The organism is Streptomyces sp. NRRL S-1813 (genome assembly GCF_000719605.1).
GTDB classification, from domain to species: Bacteria; Actinomycetota; Actinomycetes; order Streptomycetales; family Streptomycetaceae; genus Streptomyces; species Streptomyces decoyicus.
Genome location: NZ_JOHB01000027.1, coordinates 1 through 22,854 on the forward strand (window position 1 = coordinate 1; position 22,854 = coordinate 22,854).

Consider the following 22,854-nt stretch of genomic DNA (forward strand, 5'->3'; position numbering starts at 1 on the left):
AAGAGCAAAGGCGGAGCGCAGCGGAGCGTAAAGCGAAGCAGTCCACACACCAGGCCCCGGAGGTCCGTCACCGCACCCACAGCCCCGCGCAGCGGACCCGCCCGCCGCAGGCGCAACGGCGAAAAACCACTACGGCGCCGCAGACAACAACGTGGGCGGTCAGTGAAACGTGTGCTCCGCGGCAGGGAACGCGCCGCCGACGACGTCCTCGGCGAACGCCTTGGCCGCTCCGCCGAGCAGCTCGCGCAGTTCGAGGTACTTCTTGACGAACTTCGGCACCCGGCCCGCGGTCATTCCGGCCATGTCGGTCCAGACCAGGACCTGCGCGTCGCAGTCCAGCCCGGCGCCGATGCCGACGGTCGGGATGTGCAGCGAACGGGTGACCTCGGCGGCCAGCTCGGCAGGCACGGCCTCCAGGACGACCGCGAAGGCACCGGCGTCCTGCACCGCTTTGGCATCCCGCAGCAGCTGCTGGGCCGCCTCCTCGCCGCGGCCCTGTACGGGGTAGCCGCCGTAGGCGTTGACCGACTGCGGGGTCAGCCCGACATGTGCCATCACCGGGATGCCGGACGAGACCAGCAGCTCCACCTGGTCGGCGGAGCGCTCACCGCCCTCCAGCTTGACCGCGCCCACGCCCGCTTCCTTGACCAGCCGGGTGGCGTTGCGCAGCGCCTGCACCGGGCCTTCCTGGTACGAGCCGAACGGCAGATCGCCGACCACGAGCGCGCGCCGGGTGCCCCGGACGACCGCCGCGGACAGCAGGGTGATCTCGTCCATGGTGACCGGCACGGTGGATTCGTAACCGAGGTGACAGTTGCCCATCGAGTCACCGACGAGCAGAACGGGGATTCCGGCCTCGTCGAAGACGGAGGCGGTCATGGCGTCGTACGCGGTGAGCATCGGCCACTTCTCGGCGCGCTCCTTGGCGGCGGCGATGTCGCGGACGGTGATCCGCCGCGAGCTCGTGCCTCCGTACAGCGACTTGTCGACCGGCTTCTGGGCAGGCGAAAGCTGCGTCATGGTGACGGCTCCTGTTCGTCATCTCGAGGCACCCTGACGGTGTCCCCGGACTCCCCTCCATGCTGGCACGGCCCCCGCACAAAGGAAAAGGGAGCGGGGGCGGCCGGTCCTGCGGCCCGGGCGAAGACGACCCGGCCGTGCTACTTTTCGATACGGAACGGACCCGTATCGAAATAAGCGTATGGTGTCGGCATGGCCACCTCCTCCAGCACCCCGGGCGCAGCGCCGGCCCGACAGATCCCGGAACGTATCCACCGCCGCCGCTGGGCGATCCTGTCCACCCTCATGCTCAGCCTGCTGATCGTGGTGCTGGACAACTCGATCCTCAATGTCGCCATGAAGACGATCGCGACCCCGGCCCCCACCGGCCTCGGTGCCACCCAGAGCGAGCTGGAGTGGGCGATCAACTCCTACACGCTGGTCTTCGCCGGTCTGCTGTTCACCGCAGGCCTGCTCGGCGACCGCCTCGGCCGCAAGAAGGTGCTGCTCCTCGGCCTGGCCGTGTTCGGTGCAGGATCGGTGTTCGCCGGTATCTCCCAGTCGCCCACGGAGCTGATCGTCTTCCGCGCCGTCATGGGCCTGGGTGGCGCCCTGGTCATGCCGGCCACCCTCGCCATCCTGATGAACGTCTTCGAGCGCGAGGAGCAGCCCAGGGCGATCGGCATCTGGGCCGGCGGGGTGGGTATCGCCATCGCGGTCGGGCCGATCGCCGGCGGTCTGCTGCTCGACCACTTCTGGTGGGGCTCGGTCTTCATGATCAACGCGCCGATCGTGCTGATCGCGCTGGCCGCGATGCTGATCCTGGTGCCCGACTCCAAGGACCCGCACCCCGGCCGGCTGGACCCGTTCGGGGTGCTGCTGTCCGTCGTCGGGCTGGTGCTGCTGGTCTACGGCATCATCAGGGGCGGTCAGCTCGCCGACTTCACCGGCCCGCAGGTGGTCGGCACGATCGTCGGCGGCCTGGCGGTGCTGATCGTCTTCGTGGTGCACCAGAAGCACAGCGACCATCCGTCGATCGACGTCAGCTACTTCCGCAAGCCCGCCTTCTCGGCGGCCATCGCCGCCATCGCGCTGGTCTTCTTCGCGCTGATGGGCGTCTCGTTCTTCACCGTCTTCTACATCCAGAGCGTGCGCGGCTACACCCCGCTCCAGGCCGGGCTGCTGTTCCTGCCGCTGGCCGCCGCCCAGATGATCTTCGCGCCCCGGGCCCGGCTTGCCGTGGACCGCTACGGGGCCCGCGCGACGTGCACGTTCAACATGCTGGTGGTGGCCGTCACCATGCTGGGCATCCTGCTGCTGGACACCGACACCCCGATCTGGGTCATGGAGGCACTCTTCTTCCTCCAGGGCGCCGGCATGGCGCACATCATGCCGCCGGCCACCGTCGCGGTCATGCAGTCGCTGCCGCGGGAGAAGGCCGGTTCGGGATCGGCGCTGAACAACGTCTTCCGGCAGGTCGGCGGCACCCTCGGCGTCGCCGTCCTCGGCTCGCTGCTGTCGACGAGCTACCGCGACGGCATGCAGGACAAGCTCGACGCGCTTCCGGGCGTACCGGCCGCCGCCCGGCACGCGGCCGGTGAATCCATCGAGGCGACCCACGGCCTCGCGGACACGATGGGGCCGGCCGGCCGGTCGCTGACCGCCGCCGCCGACGACGCCTTCATCCACGCCATGCACATCACCGCGCTCGGCTCGGTCGTCGTCGCACTGATCGGGGCCGTGGTGGCCGTGGCCTTCCTGCCAGGCAAAATGGCACCGGCGCCGCAGGCTGCGGAGCCGCAGGAAGAGCGGAAGGCGGGCGTGGAACGATGAGCCGGGCGGCGGCGGACTCCGAGGTGGCGGCCGGGGAGCGGCCGGGTCCGGCGGCCCCCGAGCGCCGTGGCCGGCCGCGCAGCGCCGCGGCCGACTCCGCCATCATCGAGGCCGTGCTGCGCCTGATCGAGGACGGTGTCTCCATAGGCGAGCTGTCCATGGAACGCATCGCCCGCGAGGCAGGCGTCGGCAAGGCCACGGTCTACCGCCGCTGGTCCGGCAAGAGCGCCCTGATGCTCGACGTGATGCGTTCCCTGGACGTCCCGAGCCCGCCGCTGGACGGCACCTCGGTACGCGACGACCTGGTCGCCCTGCTGGAGTTCCTGCGCCGCCGCGGACTCGCCAAGCGCAGCTCCGCACTGCTGCGCACCGTCGTCAGCCATGTCCAGGCGCAGCCCGAACTCTGGGCGGAGTACCACGAGACGGTCGTACGGGCCCGCCACGAGGCGCTGCTCGGGGTGCTGAGGCGCGGTGTGGCGAACGGTGAGATCCGCACCGACCACGACCTGGAGACCATCGCCGACCTCTTCGTCGGCCCGATGCTGGCCCGCGCCATCCTCCACGAGTGGAAGGAACTGCCCGAGAGCCTCTCGGCGGACATCGTCGACATGGTCCTGGAGGGCGTACGGCCCGGGGCGGACGCCGCGGCGGGCTGAACTCCGCGGCCCCCGGGCGGCGTTGGGCGCGGCGGGACTCCCCGCGGGACGGCGCGCGAAAGCGCCACCGTATGACCGGATCATGCCCGTTCTGTCACAGCCGCTGCCATGTACCCCGTGGCCGGAACCCCGACCCGTCACCGCGCCGTCCTCACTTCTAAGAAAGCGCATTACGGGCCATCGCCTAGGGTCGGTGACCACAGGTGAGGCGCAGCGAAGCAAGGTAGTGAGGACAGCTAAATGGCGCAGGCATACATGACGGAGCCGGGACAGGGGCATAACCCCGGGCAGGCTGGTTCCCGGGCCGAACGCCTGCGGAACTGGTGGCGTCCCGAGGGCATGTGGCGGCGCGGCATCGTGCTCGCGGTGCTCGCCGTCCTGCTGGGCCTGGTGATGATGCTGCACGCCCAGATCCCCAACGCGGTGGGGAACTTGGGCAGTCTGCTGGAGACCTTCCTGCCGTGGCTGGGGCTGGGCATCCCGGTGCTGCTCGTCGTCGCGGTGCTGCGCCGCTCGGCGACCGCGCTCGTCGCGCTGGTGCTGCCCGTCTTCGCCTGGGTCAGCCTCTTCGGCGGGCAGATCACCGACAAGGCCGGCAGCGGCGGCAACCTCACGGTCGCCACCCACAACGTCAACGCCGACAACCCCGACCCGGCCGCCACCGCCAGGGACATCGTGGCCTCCGACGCCGACGTGGTGGCCCTGGAGGAGCTGACCGGCGATGCCCTGCCCGCCTACCGGCAGGGACTGGCGAAGGCGTATCCGTACCACACGGTCGAGGGCACCGTCGGGCTGTGGAGCAAGCGCCCGCTGTCCGACACGAAGCCGGTGGACATCAAGATGGGCTGGACCCGTGCGCTGCGGGCCACCGTCACGGCCGAGGACGGCCAGAAGTTCGCCGTCTACGTCGCGCATCTGCCGTCGGTACGGGTCAAGGTCGAGGCGGGCTTCACCGCCAACCAGCGCGACGGCAGCGCCGCGGCGCTCGGCGAGGCGATCGCCGCCGACCCGGAGAAGAAGGTCATGCTGCTCGGCGACCTCAACGGCACCATGAACGACCGCTCGCTGGCCCCGGTCACCTCCCAGATGCGCTCGGCCCAGGGCGCGGCGGGCGACGGCTTCGGCTTCAGCTGGCCGGCGGCGTTCCCGATGGCCCGGATCGACCAGATCATGATGAAGGGGATGGCTCCGGTCAAGGCCTGGGTGATGCCCGAGACCGGCAGCGACCACCTTCCGGTCGCGGCGTCGGTGAAGATCTGACCAGCATTGACGAACTGCCGACGGTGATCTGACGCGGGCCGGTAACGCCCCGTTCCCACGCCGGAATACTGAGCCTGAGAGACTTTGTTCCGTAAGGGAACTTAAAGAACTTACGGTCCGCGCGCTGCGTGCACGTCCGCACGCAAAACCCTGGAAAGGTCTTTCATGCCCTTGGCTCTGCTCGCTCTCGCGATCTCGGCCTTCGGTATCGGCACCACGGAGTTCGTGATGATGGGCCTGCTGCCCAACGTCGCGGACGATCTGGGCACCTCGGTGCCCACCGCCGGCTACCTCGTCTCCGCCTATGCCCTCGGCGTCGTCATCGGCGCCCCGCTCCTGACCGCCCTCGGCTCCCGGATGCCGCGCAAGCGGATGCTGGTCTGCCTGATGGCGGTCTTCACGGTCGGCAACCTCGCGTCCGCCCTCGCCCCCACGTTCGGCCTGCTGGTCGCGGGCCGGCTGCTCGCCGGGCTCCCGCACGGTGCGTTCTTCGGCGTGGGCGCGGTGGTCGCCGCCCGGCTGGTGCGCGAGGGCCGCCAGGCCCGCGCGGTCGCCACGATGTTCCTCGGCCTGACCATCGCCAACATCATCGGCGTCCCCGCCGCGACGCTCCTGGGCCAGCAGCTCGGCTGGCGCGCCACCTTCCTGATCGTGGCCGCCATCGGCCTGGTCGCGATGGCCTCCCTGGCCCGGCTGATCCCCCCGCTGCCGGCCGAGGAGCGCACCGGCCTGGGCCGGGAGCTGCGGGCGCTGGGCAACCGGCAGGTGCTGCTCGGCCTGCTCACCACCGTCTTCGGCTTCGCCGGGATCTTCGCCGTCTACAGCTATCTCGCGTCGATGATGACCGAGGTCACCGGCTTCGCGGCGGGCTCGGTCCCGCTGGTCCTGGCCCTCTTCGGCATCGGGATGACCCTCGGCGCACTCGCCGCGGGCCCGCTCACCGACCGGGCCCTGCGCCCGACCCTGTACGGCTCGCTGGCCGCCCTGGCCCTCGTGCTGGCCGCCTTCCACTTCACCGCCCAGGTGAAATGGGCGGCGCTGGTGACGGTCGTCCTCATCGGCGCCGTCGGCTTCCTGACCACCACGCCCCTCCAGATGCTGGTCATGAACAAGGCCCAGCAGGCCCCGACCCTGGCCGCCGCCTCCAACCAGTCCGCCTTCAACCTCGCCAACGCCGGCGGCGCCTGGATCGGCGGCCTGGTACTGGCGGCCGGCTGGGGCTGGACGTCCCCGACCCTGGCCGGCGCGGTCCTGGCCGCCCTCGGTCTGGCCGTCGCCGTCACGGCCGGCCTGCTGGACCGCGGCGCCCACGACGCCTCGCGGATCGTGGCCCGCAGCGGTGGGGCGGACGCGGAGTCCGCCACCGGCCCGGCGGTGCCGGCCGGGGACCGCACGGGCTGACCGTCCACGGCGGGCGGCCGGGTGATCGGCGATCAGGCAGCCGGGCGGCCGAACACGGAGAGCGCGGGACACCCGGGGCCGCGCCGGCCCCTGCGGTGTCCCGGGTGGCAAGGAGGCCCGGGAGGCGCTCCTTCTGGCCCGCCGGCCCTTCAGGAGGAGGGCCGGCGGGCCGTCAGGCCCCCTCCCGCCAGTGGTTCGTGATCGGCAGTCGGCGGTCCTTGCCGAAGCCCTTTGCGGAGATCTTGGGGCCGGGCGGGTACTGGCGGCGTTTGTATTCGGCGTGGTCGACCATGCGCAGGACGCGCGTCACCAGTGCCTCGTCGAAGCCCTGGGCGGTGATGTCCCCCCAGCCGCGGTCCTGGTCGACATAGAGCTCCAGGATGCGGTCCAGGATGTCGTAGTCGGGCAGCGAGTCGGTGTCGACCTGGCCGGGGCGGAGTTCGGCGCTCGGGGGCTTGGTCAGGGTGTTCTCCGGGATCGGCGGGGTCTGGCCGCGGTCGGCGGCGGCCTGGTTGCGCCAGCGGGCCAGCCGGTAGACGACCGACTTGTACACGTCCTTGATCGGGCCGTAGCCGCCCACCGAATCGCCGTAGAGGGTCGAATAGCCGCAGGCCAGCTCGGACTTGTTGCCGGGGGCGAGGACCAGATGGCCCTCCTGGTTGGAGAGGGCCATCAAGGTGGTGCCCCGCAGCCGCGACTGGAGATTCTCCTCGGCCAGCCCGGTCAGGGGCAGCGCCGCCATGTAGGCGTCGAACATCGGGCCGATCGGCACCGTACGGAAGGACAGGCCCGTACGGCGCGCGAGTTCGGCGGCGTCGGTGAGCGAGTGCTCCGACGAATAGCGGGAGGGCATCGCCACGGCGTGGACGTGCTCCGCCCCCAGCGCATCGCAGGCGAGCGAGGCGACCAGCGCGGAGTCGATCCCGCCGGAGAGGCCGAGCACCACGCTGCGGAAGCCGTTCTTGGCGACATAGGCGCGCAGGCCCGTGACCAGCGCGGTGTAGATCTCCTCCAGGTCCGTGAGGCGTTCGGCCACACCGCCGAGGGTCTCGGGAGGGTAGGGCGGCAGCGGGTCGGGGGTGAGGGTGAGGTGGTCGACGCGCAGCCCGTCGTCCAGGACGCCGGAGGGAGGTACGGGCGCCGCGGCCGGCAGGTCCAGGTCGACCAGCACACAGCCCTCCGCGAACTGCGGTGCCCGCGCGATCACGCTGCCGTCCTTGTCGACGACGATCGAGTCGCCGTCGAAGACCAGCTCGTCCTGTCCGCCGATCATCGCCAGATAGGCGGTGGTGCAGCCGGCCTCCTGGGCCCGCCGGCGGACCAGCTCCAGCCGGGTGTCGTCCTTGTCCCGCTCGTACGGCGAGGCATTGACCGAGACCAGCAGCCCGGCACCGGCGCTGCGCGCCGCCGGCACCCGGCCGCCGTCCTGCCACAGGTCCTCGCAGATGGCGAGCGCGACATCCACCCCGTGCACCCGTACGACGGGCAGGGTGTCGCCGGGGACGAAGTAGCGGAACTCGTCGAAGACCCCGTAGTTGGGAAGGTGGTGCTTGGCGAAGCTCAGCGCGACCTCGCCCCCGTACAGCACGGCGGCGGCGTTCTGCGGGGCGCCCGCGGGGCGGCCGTAGCGCGGCTTGGCCTGCGCACCGCGGTCGAGATAGCCGACGATCACCGGGAGGCCGCCCAGGCCCTGATCGGCCAGCCGGCCGGCCAGGGTCCGCAGCGCGCTGCGGCTCGCCTCGACGAACGAGGGGCGCAGCGCGAGGTCCTCGACGGGGTATCCGGTCAGTGCCATCTCGGGGAACGCGACAAGGTGTGCGCCCTGGTCGGCGGCGTGCCGGGTCCGGCGCAGGATCGTCTCGGCGTTCCGGGCGAGATCGCCGACACAGGAATCGATCTGGTTGAGGGCGAGACGAAGTTGAGGCACTCCGCCAGTGTAATCGTCTTTCTGACGCAATGGGGGTCGGAGGCGTGTCGGCGGTGCTTCGGGCGTGTGACGGGCGGCCCGGGAGAGCTACCCGGGCAGCCCGCCGCACGCCCTCGGGCGCCTACTTCTTGCGGTAGCCGATGATCGTCATCATCCCCGACTCCGAGTGGTAGATGTTGTGGCAGTGGACCATCCACAGGCCGGGGTTGTCGGCGTGGAAATCGACCTCGACCCTGCGGCCGGGCAGCAGGATCGTGGTGTCCTTGCGGGGGCCGCCGTTCGACAGCTCGAAGGCGTGGCCGTGCAGATGCATCGGGTGCCACATCCTGGTGTGGTTGCGGAAGATGATCCGGACCCGCTCCCCGGCCTCGACGGGATACCGCTGGTCGGGCGTGTACGGGCTCCCGTTGATCGCCCAGTCGTACTTCTCCATGGTGCCGGTGAGGGTCATCTCGATGGTGCGGTCGGGACGGCGCGACACGGACCGTACGGACTCGGCGGCGCGGAACCGGTCCGCGGTCAGGATCCTGCCGTACAGATTCCTGGGCCGGGCGGACGGGCCGGGTGCCTCACCGCTCCCGGTGCGCAGCAGGCCCAGCGCGGAGCGCCCCTTGCCCTCGGCGAGCACGGTGAGCGGGAAGACGCCGTCCCCGGCCGTGACGATGACGTCGTAGCGCTCGGCCATCCCGATGAGCAGCGCATCGGTCTCGGCGTGCTCGACGGGGAAGCCGTCGGTGTGCGTCACGGTCATCCGGTGGTCGCCGAGCGCGACACGGTAGGCGGTCTCGCTGCCCGCGTTGATGAAGCGGATCCGGATGCGGTCGCCGGGCCTGGCGCGGAAGGTCCGCGGGTCACAAGAGGTGCGGCCGTTGACGAGGTGGTACGGGTGGTCCACGTCCCCCGCGTCGTGGCCGAGCAGCCTGCTCCGGGCGCCCTTGAGGATCCGCGACGGGCCGTCGGCGGGACGGGACCCGCCGTGCCTGGCGTGTGCGCCCCCGCCGCCCTTTGCGTCGTCGTGGGCCATCTCGGTCGAGCCATGGGCCATGGGCCCGCGGTCCACGCCCCCGTGGAGCTCCTTGAGCACCGATTCGGGAGTGCTGCCGTCCACCCCGTCGACCCAGTCGTCCAGCAGGACGATCCACTCGTCGTCGTAGGAGAGCGGCTCCCTGGGGTCGTCGACGATCAGCGGCGCGTACAGCCCGCGGTCCAGTTGCAGACCGGAGTGCGGATGCACCCAGTGCGTGCCGGGGGTGGTGACCGCGAACAGGTAGTCGAACGAGGCGCCGGGCCTGATGGACCGCTGGGTCACGCCGGGTACGCCGTCCATGTCGTTGCGCACCGTCAGTCCGTGCCAGTGCAGCGTCGTGGACTGCGGAAGGCGGTTGTGGAGGGTCAGTGCGATCCGCTCGCCCGCGGTGACGCGCATCTGCCTGCCGGGCAGCTCATCGCCGAACGCCCAGGTATGGACCGTACGGCCGCCCAGGTCGAGCCGGCACTCGGTGGCTTTCAGCGAGAAGCGGCGTACGGGGCCCGCGCCCCGCCTGCGCTCGGCCTCGGCGACCTCCGGGCCGTCGGGGGACACATAGCCGGACGGGGTGTGGCCGCCGGTATCGGGGGAGGGGGCTGCGCCGTTCATGCCGTCCATACCGGAGTGCAGGCCGGAGCCGGTTCTACCGGTGGCGCAGCCGGACAGCAGACCGCTGCCGGCGACGGCGATGCCCGCACCGAACAGGGCGCGGCGGGAGTGCGTACGCATGGGAGAAACACCTCGTGACGATCTCGGTGGTGATCTGGGGCGGGGTCGAGGGCACTGCCGCGGACTCCGGTGGGCGTCGGCGGCGGGGGGCGCGCTCCTGCACGCGCAGCACCGACAGTCGGGCGAGGAGTTAGTGACGCGGCGGCGCGGATATCGGCCACGGGCCGCGTGCCGCCGTCGAGGGTGCCGCCACCGCCCTCGGCGCTGCCGCCGGACGGGCCGTCGCGGAGCGGGCGTCATGCCGGCCGCGTCCGGCCGTCGGGGGCCCGGACGCATGCGGGGTGGCGGCGCCGGCGGCCGGCGCGGTGAACAGCAGCAGGCCGCACCCCATGGCGGCCTTGCCCTGTTCATGCATCGCGGACCTCTCGACGGAGCGGCGAACCGGCGGACGCGCGGGGAGGTCCGCCCGAAACGCACCCTACCCCCTAGGGGTATGGGTCGGGCGGTGGCCCGCCGGGCGGAGTGCCGTTGCACCGTTCGCCGCCGGACCGGGGGTCTCCCGGACCGGCCGCTTGCGGTGCTGTGCGCCGGTATCACCGCTTAACGTTCCACCACCCGCCTACTCTTGACACTCCACGCCACCCGCGTGCCCGCGGTACTGCCCCGCCGCCGTCCCGGCTCCCGGCACGAGGAGCCGGCGCCCCGGACCGGGAAACGGAGCTGGAGAAGGAGAAGGAGACCGATGAGCCGCTTCCTCCGCGTCCCCCACCGCCTCCCCACCCCCGGCCGGTTCCTGCGCATCGACGGCGTGCCGCTGCACGTCCTGGCCGAGGGCCGCGGCCCGGTCTGTGTCCTCAGCGGCGGTCTCGGCATGGCGTGGTTCGACTGGGACGCGGTCGCCGCACTGCTCGCCCCGTACCGCACCGTGGTGCGCTTCGACCGCCCCGGTCTCGGGCTGAGCGCCCCGGCGCCCGGGCCGCCCACCCTCGCCGCCGAGGCCGGCCGGATCGCCCACGTCCTGGAGGCGCTCGGCCACACCGGCCCGGCCACCGTCGTCGGCCACTCGCTCGCCGGATTCCACGCCGAGGCGTTCGCCCGGCTGCACCCGGACCGCTGCGCCGGGATCGTGCTGGCCGACAGCAGCATCGAGGACGACCCGCGGCCCCGGCTGCCGCGCGCGGTGCGTACCGCATGGGCGGGCACGGTGGCCGGGCTCGCGTGCGCCGCCGGGCTGCCGCGCGCCCTGGGCCCCGCCACCCGCCGGCTGATCGGCCATGCCTCCACCGTCGGCAGCCACCCGCCGCACCCCTGGGAACAGGCCGGCTACCGCACCAGCCGGGTGCTGCGGGCCTGTGCCCTGGAGAACGCGAGCTACTCCTACCAGGCCGCGGAGCTCACCGCGCTGCGCCGCGACCACCCGCTGCCCGGGGTGCCGGTGGCCGTCCTCGCGGCGCACGACGGCAGCGAGTCGGCGCGGCAGCTGCGCGCGCTGGAGCGGCAGCGGGGGCTCGCCGCGGAGCTGGGCGGCCGGTTCGTGGTGGCCGCCCCGGCCGGACATCTGGTGATGGCCGATGTGCCGGAGTCGGTGGCGGGGGCGGTGCTGGACCTGACGGGGACGGGGACGGGGACGGAGCGGGGCGCGGCGGTGCCGCCCGTCTAGAGGGTGTCCGCCCGAGGGCCTGTCGTGTGGATCAGGCCCTCGGGTGGACAGTCCCTGCACGGGCGGGAGAAGGCGGGTGAGCGGCGGCACGGGCTCCCGCTCGGGGGCCTCCAGCGCCGGCCAGGACCCGTCCGTGCCGTCCATCGCCTCGACGACCTCGCCGGCTGAACATCGCGTCCGGGCCGGTCCGGAATCCCTGTGCCACGTGCCGTTCTCCCCGCTGGTCCGGGCCGTGCATGGTCCGTGGTCAGCGTAGGAAGGGCAGGGAACGGGCCCTTCAACGCCGGGTCAATGGCCGCTCAGGTGCGCTTCAAGACTGGGCCAAGCCCCCCGATTGCCTCTTCCCGCTGCGCTGAGCCCGCTCGCCGCGGGAAGGATGCCAGGTGAGGGTTACGGGACGGCGGTTCTGATTCAGGCCAAGGGTGCGTAATGTGACGGTAACCCCCTCACGTGATACTGGTGTGCCACGTCGCGTGATCCGGCGCGTGTGGACAGGCCGATTGACCTGCAAGGATTGGTGACCCATGGACAAGCAGCAGGAGTTTGTGCTCCGCACGCTCGAGGAGCGCGACATCCGCTTCGTACGGCTGTGGTTCACCGACGTGCTCGGGTTCCTCAAGTCCGTGGCGGTGGCCCCCGCGGAGCTGGAGCAGGCCTTCGACGAGGGCATCGGCTTCGACGGCTCGGCCATCGAAGGGTTCGCCCGGGTGTACGAATCCGACATGATCGCCAAGCCGGATCCCGGCACCTTCCAGATCCTGCCCTGGCGCGCCGAGGCCCCCGGCACCGCCCGGATGTTCTGCGACATCCTGATGCCGGACGGCTCCCCCTCCTACGCCGACCCGCGCTATGTCCTCAAGCGCATCCTGGCCAAGACCTCCGATCTCGGGTTCACCTTCTACACCCACCCGGAGATCGAGTTCTTCCTGCTCAAGGACAAGCCCGTGGACGGCCAGCGGCCGACCCCCGGCGACTCCTCCGGCTACTTCGACCACACCCCGCAGAACGTCGGCATGGACTTCCGCCGGCAGGCGATCACGATGCTGGAGTCGATGGGTATCTCGGTGGAGTTCAGCCACCACGAGGGCGCCCCCGGCCAGCAGGAGATCGACCTGCGCTACGCCGACGCCCTGTCGACCGCCGACAACATCATGACGTTCCGGCTGGTCATGAAGCAGGTGGCGCTGGAGCAGGGCGTCCAGGCGACGTTCATGCCCAAGCCGTTCTCCGAGTACCCCGGCTCGGGCATGCACACCCACCTCTCCCTCTTCGAGGGCGACCGCAACGCCTTCCACGAGTCCGGCTCGGAGTACCAACTCTCCAAGGTCGGCCGCTCGTTCATCGCCGGTCTGCTGCGGCACGCGGGCGAGATCTCCGCCGTCACCAACCAGTGGGTCAACTCCTACAAGCGCATCTGGGGCGGCGCCAACCGCACGGCCGGCGCCGGCGGCGAGGCCCCCTCCTACATCTGCTGGGGCCACAACAACCGCTCCGCGCTGATCCGCGTCCCGATGTACAAGCCCGGCAAGATGGGCTCGACCCGGGTCGAGGTCCGCTCGATCGACTCCGGCGCCAACCCGTACCTGACGTACGCGGTGCTGCTCGCGGCCGGTCTCAAGGGCATCGAAGAGGGCTACGAGCTGCCGGCCGGCGCCGATGACGACGTCTGGGCGCTGTCCGACTCCGAGCGCCGGGCGATGGGCATCGAGCCGCTGCCGCAGAACCTCGGCGAGGCCATCGAACTGATGGAGCGCAGCGAACTGGTCGCCGAGACCCTCGGCGAGCATGTCTTCGACTTCTTCCTGCGCAACAAGAAGCAGGAGTGGGAGGAGTACCGCTCCGAGGTCACTGCCTTCGAGTTGCGCAAGATGCTGCCCGTGCTCTGAGCCACCGCGCCACCGAGAGGCTGCACCCATGGCACTACCCGCTCCGCAGGGACGGCGGAGCAGCACCTTCGCCCGGCTGCTGAGACACGGTTTCACCGACCCCTCAGCGGCCGGGGCGCTGCTCGACGCCCCCGAACTCGCCTCGGTACGCGATGACTCGGTGCTGCTCGAAGCGCTGGGCGCCACCGCGGACCCGGACCTTGCGCTGCACAGCCTGGTCCGGCTGGTGGAGGCGCAGGAACCGGACGAGCAGCAGGCGCTGCTGAGCACCATCGTCGCGGCGAAACCGCTGCGCGACCGGCTGCTGGGAGTGCTGGGCGCCTCCGAGGCGCTCGCCGACCACCTCGTCCGGCACCCGCACGACTGGCAGTCGCTGGTCACCTACGAGTCGGTCGATCTGCACCCCACCACCCCCGAGTTCGAGCTGGCGCTCGCCGAGGGGATCTGGGGCGGCCAGAACGCCGAACGGCCGCGGGCCGATGCGCTGCGCACCGCCTACCGCCGCTCCCTGCTGGGCATCGCCGCCCGCGATGTGTGCGGCACGACCGATGTCGCCGAAGCCGCGGCCGAGCTCGCGGACCTGGCCACCGCCACGATACGGGCCGCCCTGGAGGTCAGCTACGAAGAGGCGCCCGGCGACGCCGCGGTGTGCCGGCTGGCCGTCATCGGCATGGGCAAATGCGGTGGCCGCGAGCTGAACTACGTCTCGGACGTCGATGTCATCTTCGTGGCCGAGGCCAAGGAGGGCGTGGACGAGGCCCAGGCGCTCCAGGCCGCGACCCGGCTCGCCGCCCGCATGATGCGCCTGTGCTCGGACAACACCAGCGAGGGCACGATCTGGCCGGTGGACGCCAATCTGCGCCCCGAGGGCCGCAACGGCCCGCTGGTGCGCACCCTCTCCAGCCACCTCGCCTACTACCAGCGCTGGGCCAAGACCTGGGAGTTCCAGGCGCTGCTCAAGGCCCGCCCGATGGCCGGTGACCTCCAGCTGGGGCAGGAGTACGTGGATGCGCTGGCGCCGATGGTGTGGGAGGTCGCCGAGCGGGAGAACTTCGTCGCCGATGTGCGCCAGATGCGCCGCCGGGTCGTCGAGAACATCCCCGCGTCCCAGGTCGAGCGGGAACTCAAGCTCGGCCCCGGCGGCCTGCGCGACGTCGAATTCGCCGTCCAGCTGCTGCAACTGGTGCACGGCCGCAGCGATGCCACGCTGCGCAGCGCCACCACCCTCGACGCCCTCGCGGCACTGGCGGCCGGCGGCTACGTCGGACGCCAGGACGCCGCGGCCCTGGACGCCGCCTACCGCTTCCTGCGCACGCTGGAGCACCGTATCCAGCTCTTCCGGATGCGCCGTACCCATCTGATGCCGGAGAACGAGGGCGAACAGCGGCGCCTGGCACGCTCGTTGGGCCTGCGCACCGAGCCGGTCGACACGCTCCGCAAGGAGTGGAAGTGGCATGCCAGGGAAGTGCGCCGGCTGCACGAGAAGCTCTTCTACCGTCCCCTGCTCGACGCCGTCGCCACCCTGGAGCCCGGCGAGACCCGGCTGTCGGCCCGGGCCGCCGGCCACCGCCTCGAAGCGCTCGGCTACGCCGACCCGGTGGCCGCGCTGCGGCATCTGGAGGCGCTGGCGTCCGGCGTGACCCGCAAGGCCGCCATCCAGCGGACGCTGCTGCCGGTGCTGCTGGCCTGGTTCGCGGACTCCGCCGACCCCGACGCCGGACTGCTCAACTTCCGCAAGGTGTCCGACGCCCTCGGCAAGACACCCTGGTATCTGCGGCTGCTGCGCGACGAGGGCGCGGCCGCCGAGAATCTCGCCCGGGTGCTGTCCGCCGGCCGGCTGGCCCCCGATCTGCTGCTGCGCGCCCCCGAGGCGGTCGCACTGCTCGGTGCCCCCGACGGGCTGCAACCGCGCGGCCGGGCCGCGCTGGAGCAGGAGGTGCTGGCCGCGGTCGGCCGCGCGGACGGCGCCGAGGCGGCGGTCGCGGCGGCCCGCGGGGTGCGCCGCAGGGAGCTGTTCCGTACCGCCGCGGCGGATGTGATCGGCGCGTACGGCACGGAGTTCAGCCCGGCCGACAACGATCACGGCCACTCCGTCGACGCCGTCGGCTCCGCGGTCTCCGACCTCAACGCCGCCACCCTCGCCGGCGCACTGCGCGCCGCGGTCCGCGAGCACTGGGGAGGCACCCTGCCCACCCGCTTCGCGGTGATCGGCATGGGCCGGTTCGGGGGCCATGAGCTCAACTACGGCTCGGACGCCGATGTCCTGTTCGTCCACGAGCCGCGCGAGGGCGCCGACGAACAGGAGGCCGCCCAGGCCGCCCAGGCCGTCGCCAACGAGATGCGCCGGCTGCTCGAACTCCCCTCCTCCGACCCGCCGTTGCTCATCGACGCGGATCTGCGCCCGGAGGGCAGGTCGGGGTCGCTGGTGCGGACGCTCGCCTCGTACGCGGCCTACTACCGGCGCTGGTCGCTGGTATGGGAGTCGCAGGCCCTGCTGCGCGCCGAACCGGTCGCCGGCGACATGGAGCTGGGGCAGCGGTTCATCGAGCTGATCGACCCGCTGCGCTATCCGGCCGAGGGCCTGGGGGAGGACGCGGTCCGCGAGATCCGCAAGCTCAAGGCCCGGATGGAGGCCGAGCGGCTGCCCCGCGGCGCGGACCCGACCACGCACGCCAAGCTGGGGCGCGGCGGGCTGAGCGACGTCGAGTGGACGGTGCAGCTGCTCCAGATGCAGCACGGCTGGGAGGTCCCCGGCCTGCGCACCACCCGCACCCGCGAGGCGCTGGCCGCCGCACACGCCGCCGAGCTGATCGGCACCGAGGACGCCCAGACCCTGGACGAGGCATGGGTACTGGCGGCACGGGTGCGCAACGCCGTGATGGTGGTCCGCGGCCGTCCCGGCGACACCTTCCCCGTCGACGGCCGGGAGCTTGCCGCGGTGGGCCGCTACCTCGGCTACGAGGAGGGCCACATCGGCGAGATGATCGACGACTACCGCCGGATCACGAGGCGGGCGCGCGGCGTGGTCGAGGAGCTGTTTTACGGGGCGTAGTCCCCGTACGTTCCGCTGCGCTTTGCTTTGCGCCCCACGTTGTCGGCTTTCCCGCCGTGGTGGTTGTTCGCCGTTTACCGCCCGCTGCGCGGTGCGCTCGCCGTTGCGCCTGCGGCGGGCGGGGTCCGCTGCGCGGGGCTGTGGGTGCGGTGACGGACCTCCGGGGCCGGTGTGGGGGACTGCTCCGCTGCGCTCCGCTGCGCTCCGCTGCGCTCCGCCTTTGCTCTTTCTTGGAGCCTTCGGAAGCAAAGCCCCCCACACCGGCCCCTCCGGCCCGTCCCCTCCCGTGAGTGGAAGGGGTGAAACGTGGGTGGGGGCGGGCGTTCGGCCGCTGGTTTTCGTGTGAGACACAAGGTGCACCGGACCACCAACCAGCACCCGACCACGGTTTTTCCACCCCCCACGGGAGGGGACGCGCCGCAGGACGAAGTCCGGAGGAGCGGCACCGCACCCGACAGCCCCGCGCAGCGACCCAGCCCGCCGCAGGCGCAACGGCGAACAACCACCACGGCGGGACAGCCGAAAACGCGGGGCGCAAAGCAAAGCGCAGCGGAACGTGGGAAGGCTAGGCCACCGCAAGGCGCCGCGACAGCCGATGCGGCAACGACCCGAACCACACGCTCGCCAGCGCGAAGCCGAAGCTCAGGCATACCACTCCGCCCAGCGCGTCCAGCCAGAAGTGGTTGGCGGTGGAGACGATGACCAGGAGGGTGAAGGCGGGGTAGAGCAGCCCGAGGGCCTTGGCCCACAACGGCTTTGCCAGCAGGGCGATGGTGATGCCGCACCACAGTGACCAGCCGATGTGCATCGACGGCATCGCGGCGTACTGGTTGGACATCGAGGCGAGATTGCCGGACGCCATCGAGCCCCAGGTCCCGTGGTCGATGAGGGTGTCGACGAAGCCGCCGTCCGGCATCAGCCGCGGCGGGGCCAGCGGATAGAAGTAATAGCCGATCAGGGCGATGCCGGTGGTGGCGAACAGGGCCATCCGCGCGGCGGCGTAGCGGCCCGGGTGCCAGCGGTAGAGCCAGACCAGCACGCCGATCGTCACGATGAAGTGCAGTGTCGCGTAGTAGTAGTTCATCGTGACGATCAGCCATGTCACGGAGTTCACCGCATGGTTGACGGTGTGCTCGACGGCGATGCCGAGCGAGTGTTCCGCCTGCCAGATCCAGTCGGCGTTCCGCAGCGCCTTGGCCTTCTGCTCGGGCACCGCGTTACGGATCACCGAGTACGTCCAGTAGCTGACCGCGATCAGCAGGACTTCGAACCAGAGCCGGGGTGTGCGAGGAGCACGCAGACGGGCCAATCGCCTCTCGGGCGTGGGGTGGTCCGCGTGCTCCCCCCTGGGTGGCGGGGTGGTCGGCGGGCCGTCCAAAATCCTCGTATTCGCATCACCCATAGGCAGACAGTCTGCCAGAAAGGGGTGTGTCGCAGATCATTCTTCGGTCGGGTATTCGAGGCCTCGTATCGGCCTTGAGAGGGAGGAAGGGCCCCCGTACTTCTGGGGGACACAGCCCTCAGGTAGCCCGCAGCGGCTTCGGGATCCTGGCCGGCTTCGGGGCCGAGGCGGTCGATCCGCGCACCACCAGCTCGGGGTGGAAGACGAACTCGCTGTGCGGGGCCGGGGTTCCGCCGACCTCCTCCAGCAGCGCACGCACCGCCGCCTGCCCCATCGCCGTGACCGGCTGCCGGATCGTGGTCAACGGCGGGTCGGTGAAGGCGATGAGCGGGGAGTCGTCGAAGCCGACCACGGAGATGTCGCGGGGGACGTCGAGCCCGCGCTGCCGCGCCGCGCGGATCGCACCGAGCGCCATCATGTCGCTGGCGCAGACGATCGCCGTGGCGCCCCGCTCGATCAGTGCACTCGCCGCGGCCTGGCCGCCCTCCAGCGTGTAGAGGGAGTGCTGGATGAACGGCTCCGCCTCGGCGGGGCCGATCTGGAGCCGCTCCTGCATGGCGCGCACAAAGCCCTCGATCTTGCGCTGCACGGGCACGAAGCGCTTGGGGCCGAGCGCCAGCCCGATCCGCCGGTGGCCGAGCGCGCTGAGGTGGGTGACCGCCAGATCCACCGCGGCCCGGTCGTCGGGGGAGACGAAGGGGGCCTGCACCTTGCCGGAGAAGCCGTTGATCAGGACGAACGGCACGCCCTGGCCGCGCAGCTGCTCATAGCGCTGCATATCGGCGGAGGTGTCGGCGTGCAGCCCGGAGACGAAGATGATGCCGGCCACCCCGCGGTCCACCAGCATCTCGGTCAGCTCGTCCTCCGTGGAGCCGCCCGGTGTCTGGGTGGCAAGGACGGGCGTATAGCCCTGGCGGGTCAGTGCCTGCCCGATGACCTGGGCGAAGGCCGGGAAGATCGGGTTCTCCAGCTCCGGCGTGATCAGCCCGACCAGCCCCGCGCTGCGCTGCCGCAGCCGCACCGGGCGCTCGTAGCCCAGCACGTCGAGGGCGGCAAGCACGGACTGGCGGGTGGTGGCGGAGACACCGGGCTTCCCGTTGAGAACCCGGCTGACGGTGGCCTCGCTGACACCCGCCTGCGCTGCGATATCGGCCAGCCGGGCGGTCATGGGTGGGACTGTACCGGTCTGCTGTCAGATTGCCCACCAGGTACAGCTGTCACCGGGGAGCTGGGCGGTGGCGTCGTCGACGGTCACCGGGGCGCTGGACAACAGCGGCGTTCCGGGCGCGGGCAGTCCGACGTCGTGACCCAGGGTGTTGACGGTGCACAGCAGTCCGGGGCGGGTGAAGGCGAGCACCCCGTCGGGCGCGGGAGCCCAGCTCATCGGGCCGTCGCCCAGCCCCGGAAGCCGGCGCCGTAGTTCCAGGGCGGCGCGGTAGAGCTCCAGGGTGGAGGCGGGGTCGCCGGTCTGTGCCGCGACGGTGAGGCCGCCCCAGCCGGCGGGCTGCGGCAGCCAGCTGCCGCCGGGCCCGAAGCCGTACGGGGGCAGCTCGCCGGACCAGGGCAGCGGTACCCGGCAGCCGTCGCGGAAGCCGTCCTGGCCGCCGGCGGCGACGCCGTCGGGGGCGGACTCGGTGTCCGTGCCGGGTCCTGCCGCGCCCGTCGCCCGGCCGCCGCGGAAGAACGCCGGGTCCTGGCGGGCCTCGTCGGGCAGGTCGGTGACCTCGGGCAGGCCCAGCTCCTCGCCCTGGTAGAGGTAGGCGGAGCCGGGCAGCGCCAGCATCAGCAGGGTGGCGGCGCCGGTGGGCGCCCAGGCCTCGGCGACGCCGATCACCTGCTTGCCGCGGGCGTCGCCGTAGCCGTCCAGCAGCCGGCGCCAGGCGCGGTGGATGGCGTGCACCCCGTCCTGGTCGAAGAACGGCAGCACCTGGGCGCCGATCAGCTGGGCCTGGGCGCCGTGGCCGATGTCCGGCAGGCCGGGCGCCTTGATCATGCCGTGGGCGACATCGACCCGGAAGCCGTCCACCCCGAGGTCGAGCCAGAAGCGCATGATGGCCTCGAACTCGGCGTGCACCTCCGGGTTGTCCCAGTTCAGATCGGGCTGCTCGGGGGCGAAGAGGTGCAGATACCAGTCGCCGTGGTCGGTACGGGTCCAGGCCGGGCCGCCGAAGACCGACTCCCAGTCGTTCGGCGGGAGTTCGCCGCTCTCGCCCTTGCCGGGGCGGAAGAGGTAGCGCTGCCGGGCGAGCACGGGGTCCTGGAACCACGGGTGCCGGTCGGAGGTGTGGTTGGGGACGATGTCGACGATCACCCGCAGGCCCAGGTCATGGGCGGCGCGGATCAGGTCGTCGGCGTCCTGGAGGGTGCCGAAGAGCGGGTCGACGGCGCGGTAGTCGGCGACGTCGTAGCCGCCGTCGGCCTGCGGTGAGGCATAGAACGGGGTGAGCCAGACGGCGTCCACCCCCAGGTCCCTGAGGTAGGGCAGCCGCTCGCGGGCCCCGCGCAGATCGCCGATGCCGTCGCCGTCGCTGTCGGCGAAGGAGCGCACGTACACCTGGTAGATGACGGCGTCGCGCCACCACCCCGGACCTCGGCCCGTTCCGGGGGCCTGGGGGGCGGGGCTGGGGGAAGTGAGCTCCTGGGTCATCTGCCGTCCCTGTCGAGGTCAAGAGGCGTCGGTGCCTTCACGGAATCAACGCTCGGACGGGCGCGGGGTGACGGTGACGAGGGCGTCCGGAGGGTCCCGTTCCAGCCATCTCGTTGCAATTCGTTCCCACAGTCTTGCAGAAAATTGCCGCAAGGTCTTTCGGTTTGTTTTCAGCGCTGTTACGTTCCTGACCGCCATCTGAGGCATTTCCCTAAGGAGTTCACATGCGGCGTGGCATACGGGGCGTAACGGCCACCGCGCTGGTAGCGGGCCTGGCACTGGCGGCGACGGCGTGCGGCGGAGGTGACAGCGACGGCGGCGCCAACAGTGGGGGCGAACTGTCCGGAACCGTTACCTTCTGGGACACCTCCAACGACGCCGAGAAGGCGACGTACCGCAAGCTTGCCGAAGGTTTCCAGAAAGAGCACCCGAAGGTCCACGTCAAATATGTGAACGTGCCGTTCGGCGACGCCAACGCCAAGTTCAAGAACGCGGCCGGCGGCAACTCCGGCGCCCCCGACGTGATGCGCACCGAGGTCGCCTGGGTCGCCGACTTCGCCAACCTCGGCTACCTCGCACCCCTCGACGGCACCCCCGCCCTCGACAAGACCGACGACTACCTGCCGCAGGCCGTCGGCTCCACGGAATTCAAGGGCAAGACCTACGCCGCACCCCAGGTCATCGACACCCTGGCCCTCTTCTACAACAAGAAGCTCCTCAAGGACGCCGGCGTCGAGGTGCCCAGGAACTTCGCCGAGCTGGCCACCGCCGCCAAGAAGATCAAGGCCAGGACCGGCGCCACCGCCCTCTATCTGCGCGGCGACGACCCCTACTGGTTCCTGCCCTACCTCTACGGCGAGGGCGGCAACATGGTCGACGCCCGCGACAAGGTCGTGGAGATCGACGACGGCGCCGGCGTCAAGGCGTTCAAGACCATCAAGAGCCTGGTCGACTCCAAGGCCGCGGTCACCGACGCCACCGACGGCCAGGAGAACCAGCTCAGGGCCCTCAAGGACGGCACGGTCGCGATGGCCGTCGACGGCCCCTGGGACATCGAGGGCGCCCGCGCCGGCAAGTCCTTCAAGGACAAGAAGAACCTCGGCGTCGCCCCCGTACCCGGCGGCAGCACCGCCCAGGGCTCCCCGCAGGGCGGCTGGAATCTCTCCGTCTACGCGGGCAGCAAGAACTTGCAGGCCTCCTACGCCTTCGTGAAGTACATGAGCTCGGCCAAGGTCCAGCAGCAGACCAACGAGAAGCTCAGCCTGCTGCCCACCCGCAAGTCCGTGTACGAGGTGCCGGCCGTCAAGAACAACGAGATGGTCAAGTTCTTCAAGCCCGCTGTCGACGGTGCCGTGCAGCGCCCCTGGATCGCCGAGGGCAACTCCCTCTTCGAGCCGATCAAGGTGCAGATGAACAAGGTGCTCACCGGCTCCGCCACGCCCGAGCAGGCCGCCAAGGCGACCGGCGACGCCTACCGGAAGCTGCTCAAGGACTACAAGTGACCTTTGCTGTACGGGTGCGCCGGGCGCTGGGCACCCACTGGTACGCATGGACGATGGTCGCCCCGGTGGTACTGGTCATCGGGGTGATCATCGGCTATCCGCTGGTGCGCGGCGTCTTCCTCTCCCTCACCGATGCCAATGAGGCGAACGTCGAGCGGAACATCGGCGTCAACCACCTCCCCGCCACGTACAAGTTCACCGGCCTGGACAACTACCGGGCGGTGCTCTCCGACAGCGTCTTCTGGGACCGCCTCGGCTGGACCGTCCTGTGGACCGTCGGCTGTGTCTCGCTGACCTTCCTCATCGGCCTCGCCCTGGCGAACATGCTCAACCGCACGCTGCGCGGCCGCACCTTCTACCGCCTCGCCCTGATCCTGCCGTGGGCCATCCCCGCCTTCATCTCGGTCTTCACCTGGCGGATGCTCTACAACGAGAAGAGCGGCATCCTCAACAAGCTGCTGGCCGGCGGCGGTATCGACGCGGTCCCGTGGCTCAACGACCCGACCTGGGCCAAGCTCTCGGTCATCGCCGTCAACGTCTGGCTGGGTGTGCCCTTCATGCTGGTCGCGCTGCTCGGCGGCCTTCAGTCCATACCCGGCGAGCTGTACGAGGCCGCCGAGATGGACGGCGCAGGGCCCTGGCAGCGGTTCCGCAACATCACCGTGCCCGGACTGCGCGCGGTCAGCAGCACGGTGATCCTGCTCTCCACCATCTGGACCTTCAACATGTTCCCGGTGATCTTCCTGCTGACCCGGGGCGGCCCCGGCGACGCCACCGAGATCCTGGTGACCTACGCCTACCGGCTCTCCTTCATCGACAGCCCCCGCAACTTCTCCGAGTCCGCGGCGTGGGGCGTACTGATCCTGGTCCTGCTCTCGGTCGTCGCGGTCGTCTACCGCCGGGCGCTGCGCAAGCAGGGAGAGGTGTGGTGAC

General features: G+C 71.1%; 15 protein-coding genes. 9 read left to right on the plus strand and 6 right to left on the minus strand.

Annotated elements, in window-relative coordinates:
* Positions 1-159 precede the first annotated feature (159 nt).
* Positions 160-1,020, minus strand: coding sequence for a 3-methyl-2-oxobutanoate hydroxymethyltransferase (gene panB, locus IF67_RS0129145; protein WP_030990680.1), 861 nt, complete (start codon positions 1,018-1,020; stop codon positions 160-162).
* 192 nt (positions 1,021-1,212) lie between these two features.
* On the opposite strand from panB, the gene IF67_RS0129150 reads away from it, so the two are divergent.
* The 4 genes from IF67_RS0129150 to IF67_RS0129165 all read left to right on the plus strand — a co-directional run bounded on the left by IF67_RS0129150 (position 1,213) and on the right by IF67_RS0129165 (position 6,149).
* Entirely contained in the window at positions 1,213-2,832 is a 1,620-nt protein-coding gene (locus IF67_RS0129150) for an MFS transporter (RefSeq protein ID WP_030990681.1), read from the plus strand.
* On the plus strand, positions 2,829-3,488 hold the full coding sequence (locus IF67_RS0129155; protein ID WP_030990683.1) for a TetR/AcrR family transcriptional regulator: 660 nt from the start codon (positions 2,829-2,831) through the stop codon (positions 3,486-3,488). Before IF67_RS0129150 ends, IF67_RS0129155 begins: the two co-directional genes overlap by 4 nt.
* Before the next feature lie 255 nt (positions 3,489-3,743).
* On the plus strand, positions 3,744-4,748 hold the full coding sequence (locus IF67_RS0129160; RefSeq protein WP_063754404.1) for an endonuclease/exonuclease/phosphatase family protein: 1,005 nt from the start codon (positions 3,744-3,746) through the stop codon (positions 4,746-4,748).
* 165 nt (positions 4,749-4,913) lie between these two features.
* A complete protein-coding gene (locus IF67_RS0129165; RefSeq protein ID WP_030990686.1) occupies positions 4,914-6,149 on the plus strand; it encodes an MFS transporter in 1,236 nt (411 codons plus the stop codon).
* 172 nt (positions 6,150-6,321) lie between these two features.
* Here IF67_RS0129165 and IF67_RS0129170 read toward each other — a convergent pair whose 3' ends face one another.
* Both IF67_RS0129170 and IF67_RS0129175 read right to left on the minus strand, forming a co-directional pair.
* Positions 6,322-8,076, minus strand: a complete 1,755-nt coding sequence (locus IF67_RS0129170; protein WP_030990688.1) for an NAD+ synthase — start codon at positions 8,074-8,076, stop codon at positions 6,322-6,324.
* A 121-nt stretch (positions 8,077-8,197) separates the two neighbouring features.
* Entirely contained in the window at positions 8,198-9,832 is a 1,635-nt protein-coding gene (locus IF67_RS0129175; RefSeq protein WP_030990689.1) for a multicopper oxidase family protein, read from the minus strand.
* A 682-nt stretch (positions 9,833-10,514) separates the two neighbouring features.
* Here IF67_RS0129175 and IF67_RS0129185 point away from each other — a divergent pair.
* From IF67_RS0129185 to IF67_RS0129195, 3 genes are all read left to right on the plus strand, one after another.
* A complete protein-coding gene (locus IF67_RS0129185) occupies positions 10,515-11,432 on the plus strand; it encodes an alpha/beta fold hydrolase (protein WP_051818698.1) in 918 nt (305 codons plus the stop codon).
* Between the two features lie 524 nt (positions 11,433-11,956).
* Positions 11,957-13,318 (plus strand): type I glutamate--ammonia ligase, encoded by a 1,362-nt coding sequence (glnA, locus tag IF67_RS0129190; RefSeq protein WP_018090204.1) that lies wholly within the window; start codon positions 11,957-11,959, stop codon positions 13,316-13,318.
* Positions 13,319-13,346: 28 nt separating this feature from the next.
* The gene (locus tag IF67_RS0129195; RefSeq protein WP_030990694.1) at positions 13,347-16,370 is read left to right on the plus strand and encodes a bifunctional [glutamine synthetase] adenylyltransferase/[glutamine synthetase]-adenylyl-L-tyrosine phosphorylase; all 3,024 of its coding nucleotides are present in this window, start codon (positions 13,347-13,349) and stop codon (positions 16,368-16,370) included.
* Between the two features lie 565 nt (positions 16,371-16,935).
* On the opposite strand, the gene IF67_RS0129200 is transcribed toward IF67_RS0129195, so the two are convergent.
* The 3 genes from IF67_RS0129200 to IF67_RS0129210 form a co-directional block, all read right to left on the minus strand.
* Positions 16,936-17,772, minus strand: coding sequence for a phosphatase PAP2 family protein (locus tag IF67_RS0129200; protein WP_078889692.1), 837 nt, complete (start codon positions 17,770-17,772; stop codon positions 16,936-16,938).
* A 118-nt stretch (positions 17,773-17,890) separates the two neighbouring features.
* Positions 17,891-18,940, minus strand: a complete 1,050-nt coding sequence (locus tag IF67_RS0129205) for a LacI family DNA-binding transcriptional regulator (RefSeq protein WP_030990699.1) — start codon at positions 18,938-18,940, stop codon at positions 17,891-17,893.
* 24 nt (positions 18,941-18,964) lie between these two features.
* Positions 18,965-20,419: an alpha-amylase family glycosyl hydrolase gene (locus IF67_RS0129210; protein WP_030990701.1), complete on the minus strand. Its 1,455-nt coding sequence runs from the start codon at positions 20,417-20,419 to the stop codon at positions 18,965-18,967.
* A 224-nt stretch (positions 20,420-20,643) separates the two neighbouring features.
* Here IF67_RS0129210 and IF67_RS0129215 point away from each other — a divergent pair, with 224 nt between their 5' ends.
* On the plus strand, positions 20,644-21,921 hold the full coding sequence (locus IF67_RS0129215) for an extracellular solute-binding protein (protein WP_030990703.1): 1,278 nt from the start codon (positions 20,644-20,646) through the stop codon (positions 21,919-21,921).
* A gap of 53 nt (positions 21,922-21,974) precedes the next feature.
* Complete coding sequence (locus tag IF67_RS0129220) at positions 21,975-22,853, plus strand: carbohydrate ABC transporter permease (RefSeq protein ID WP_380916056.1); 879 nt, start codon at positions 21,975-21,977, stop codon at positions 22,851-22,853.
* Position 22,854: the final 1 nt, after the last annotated feature.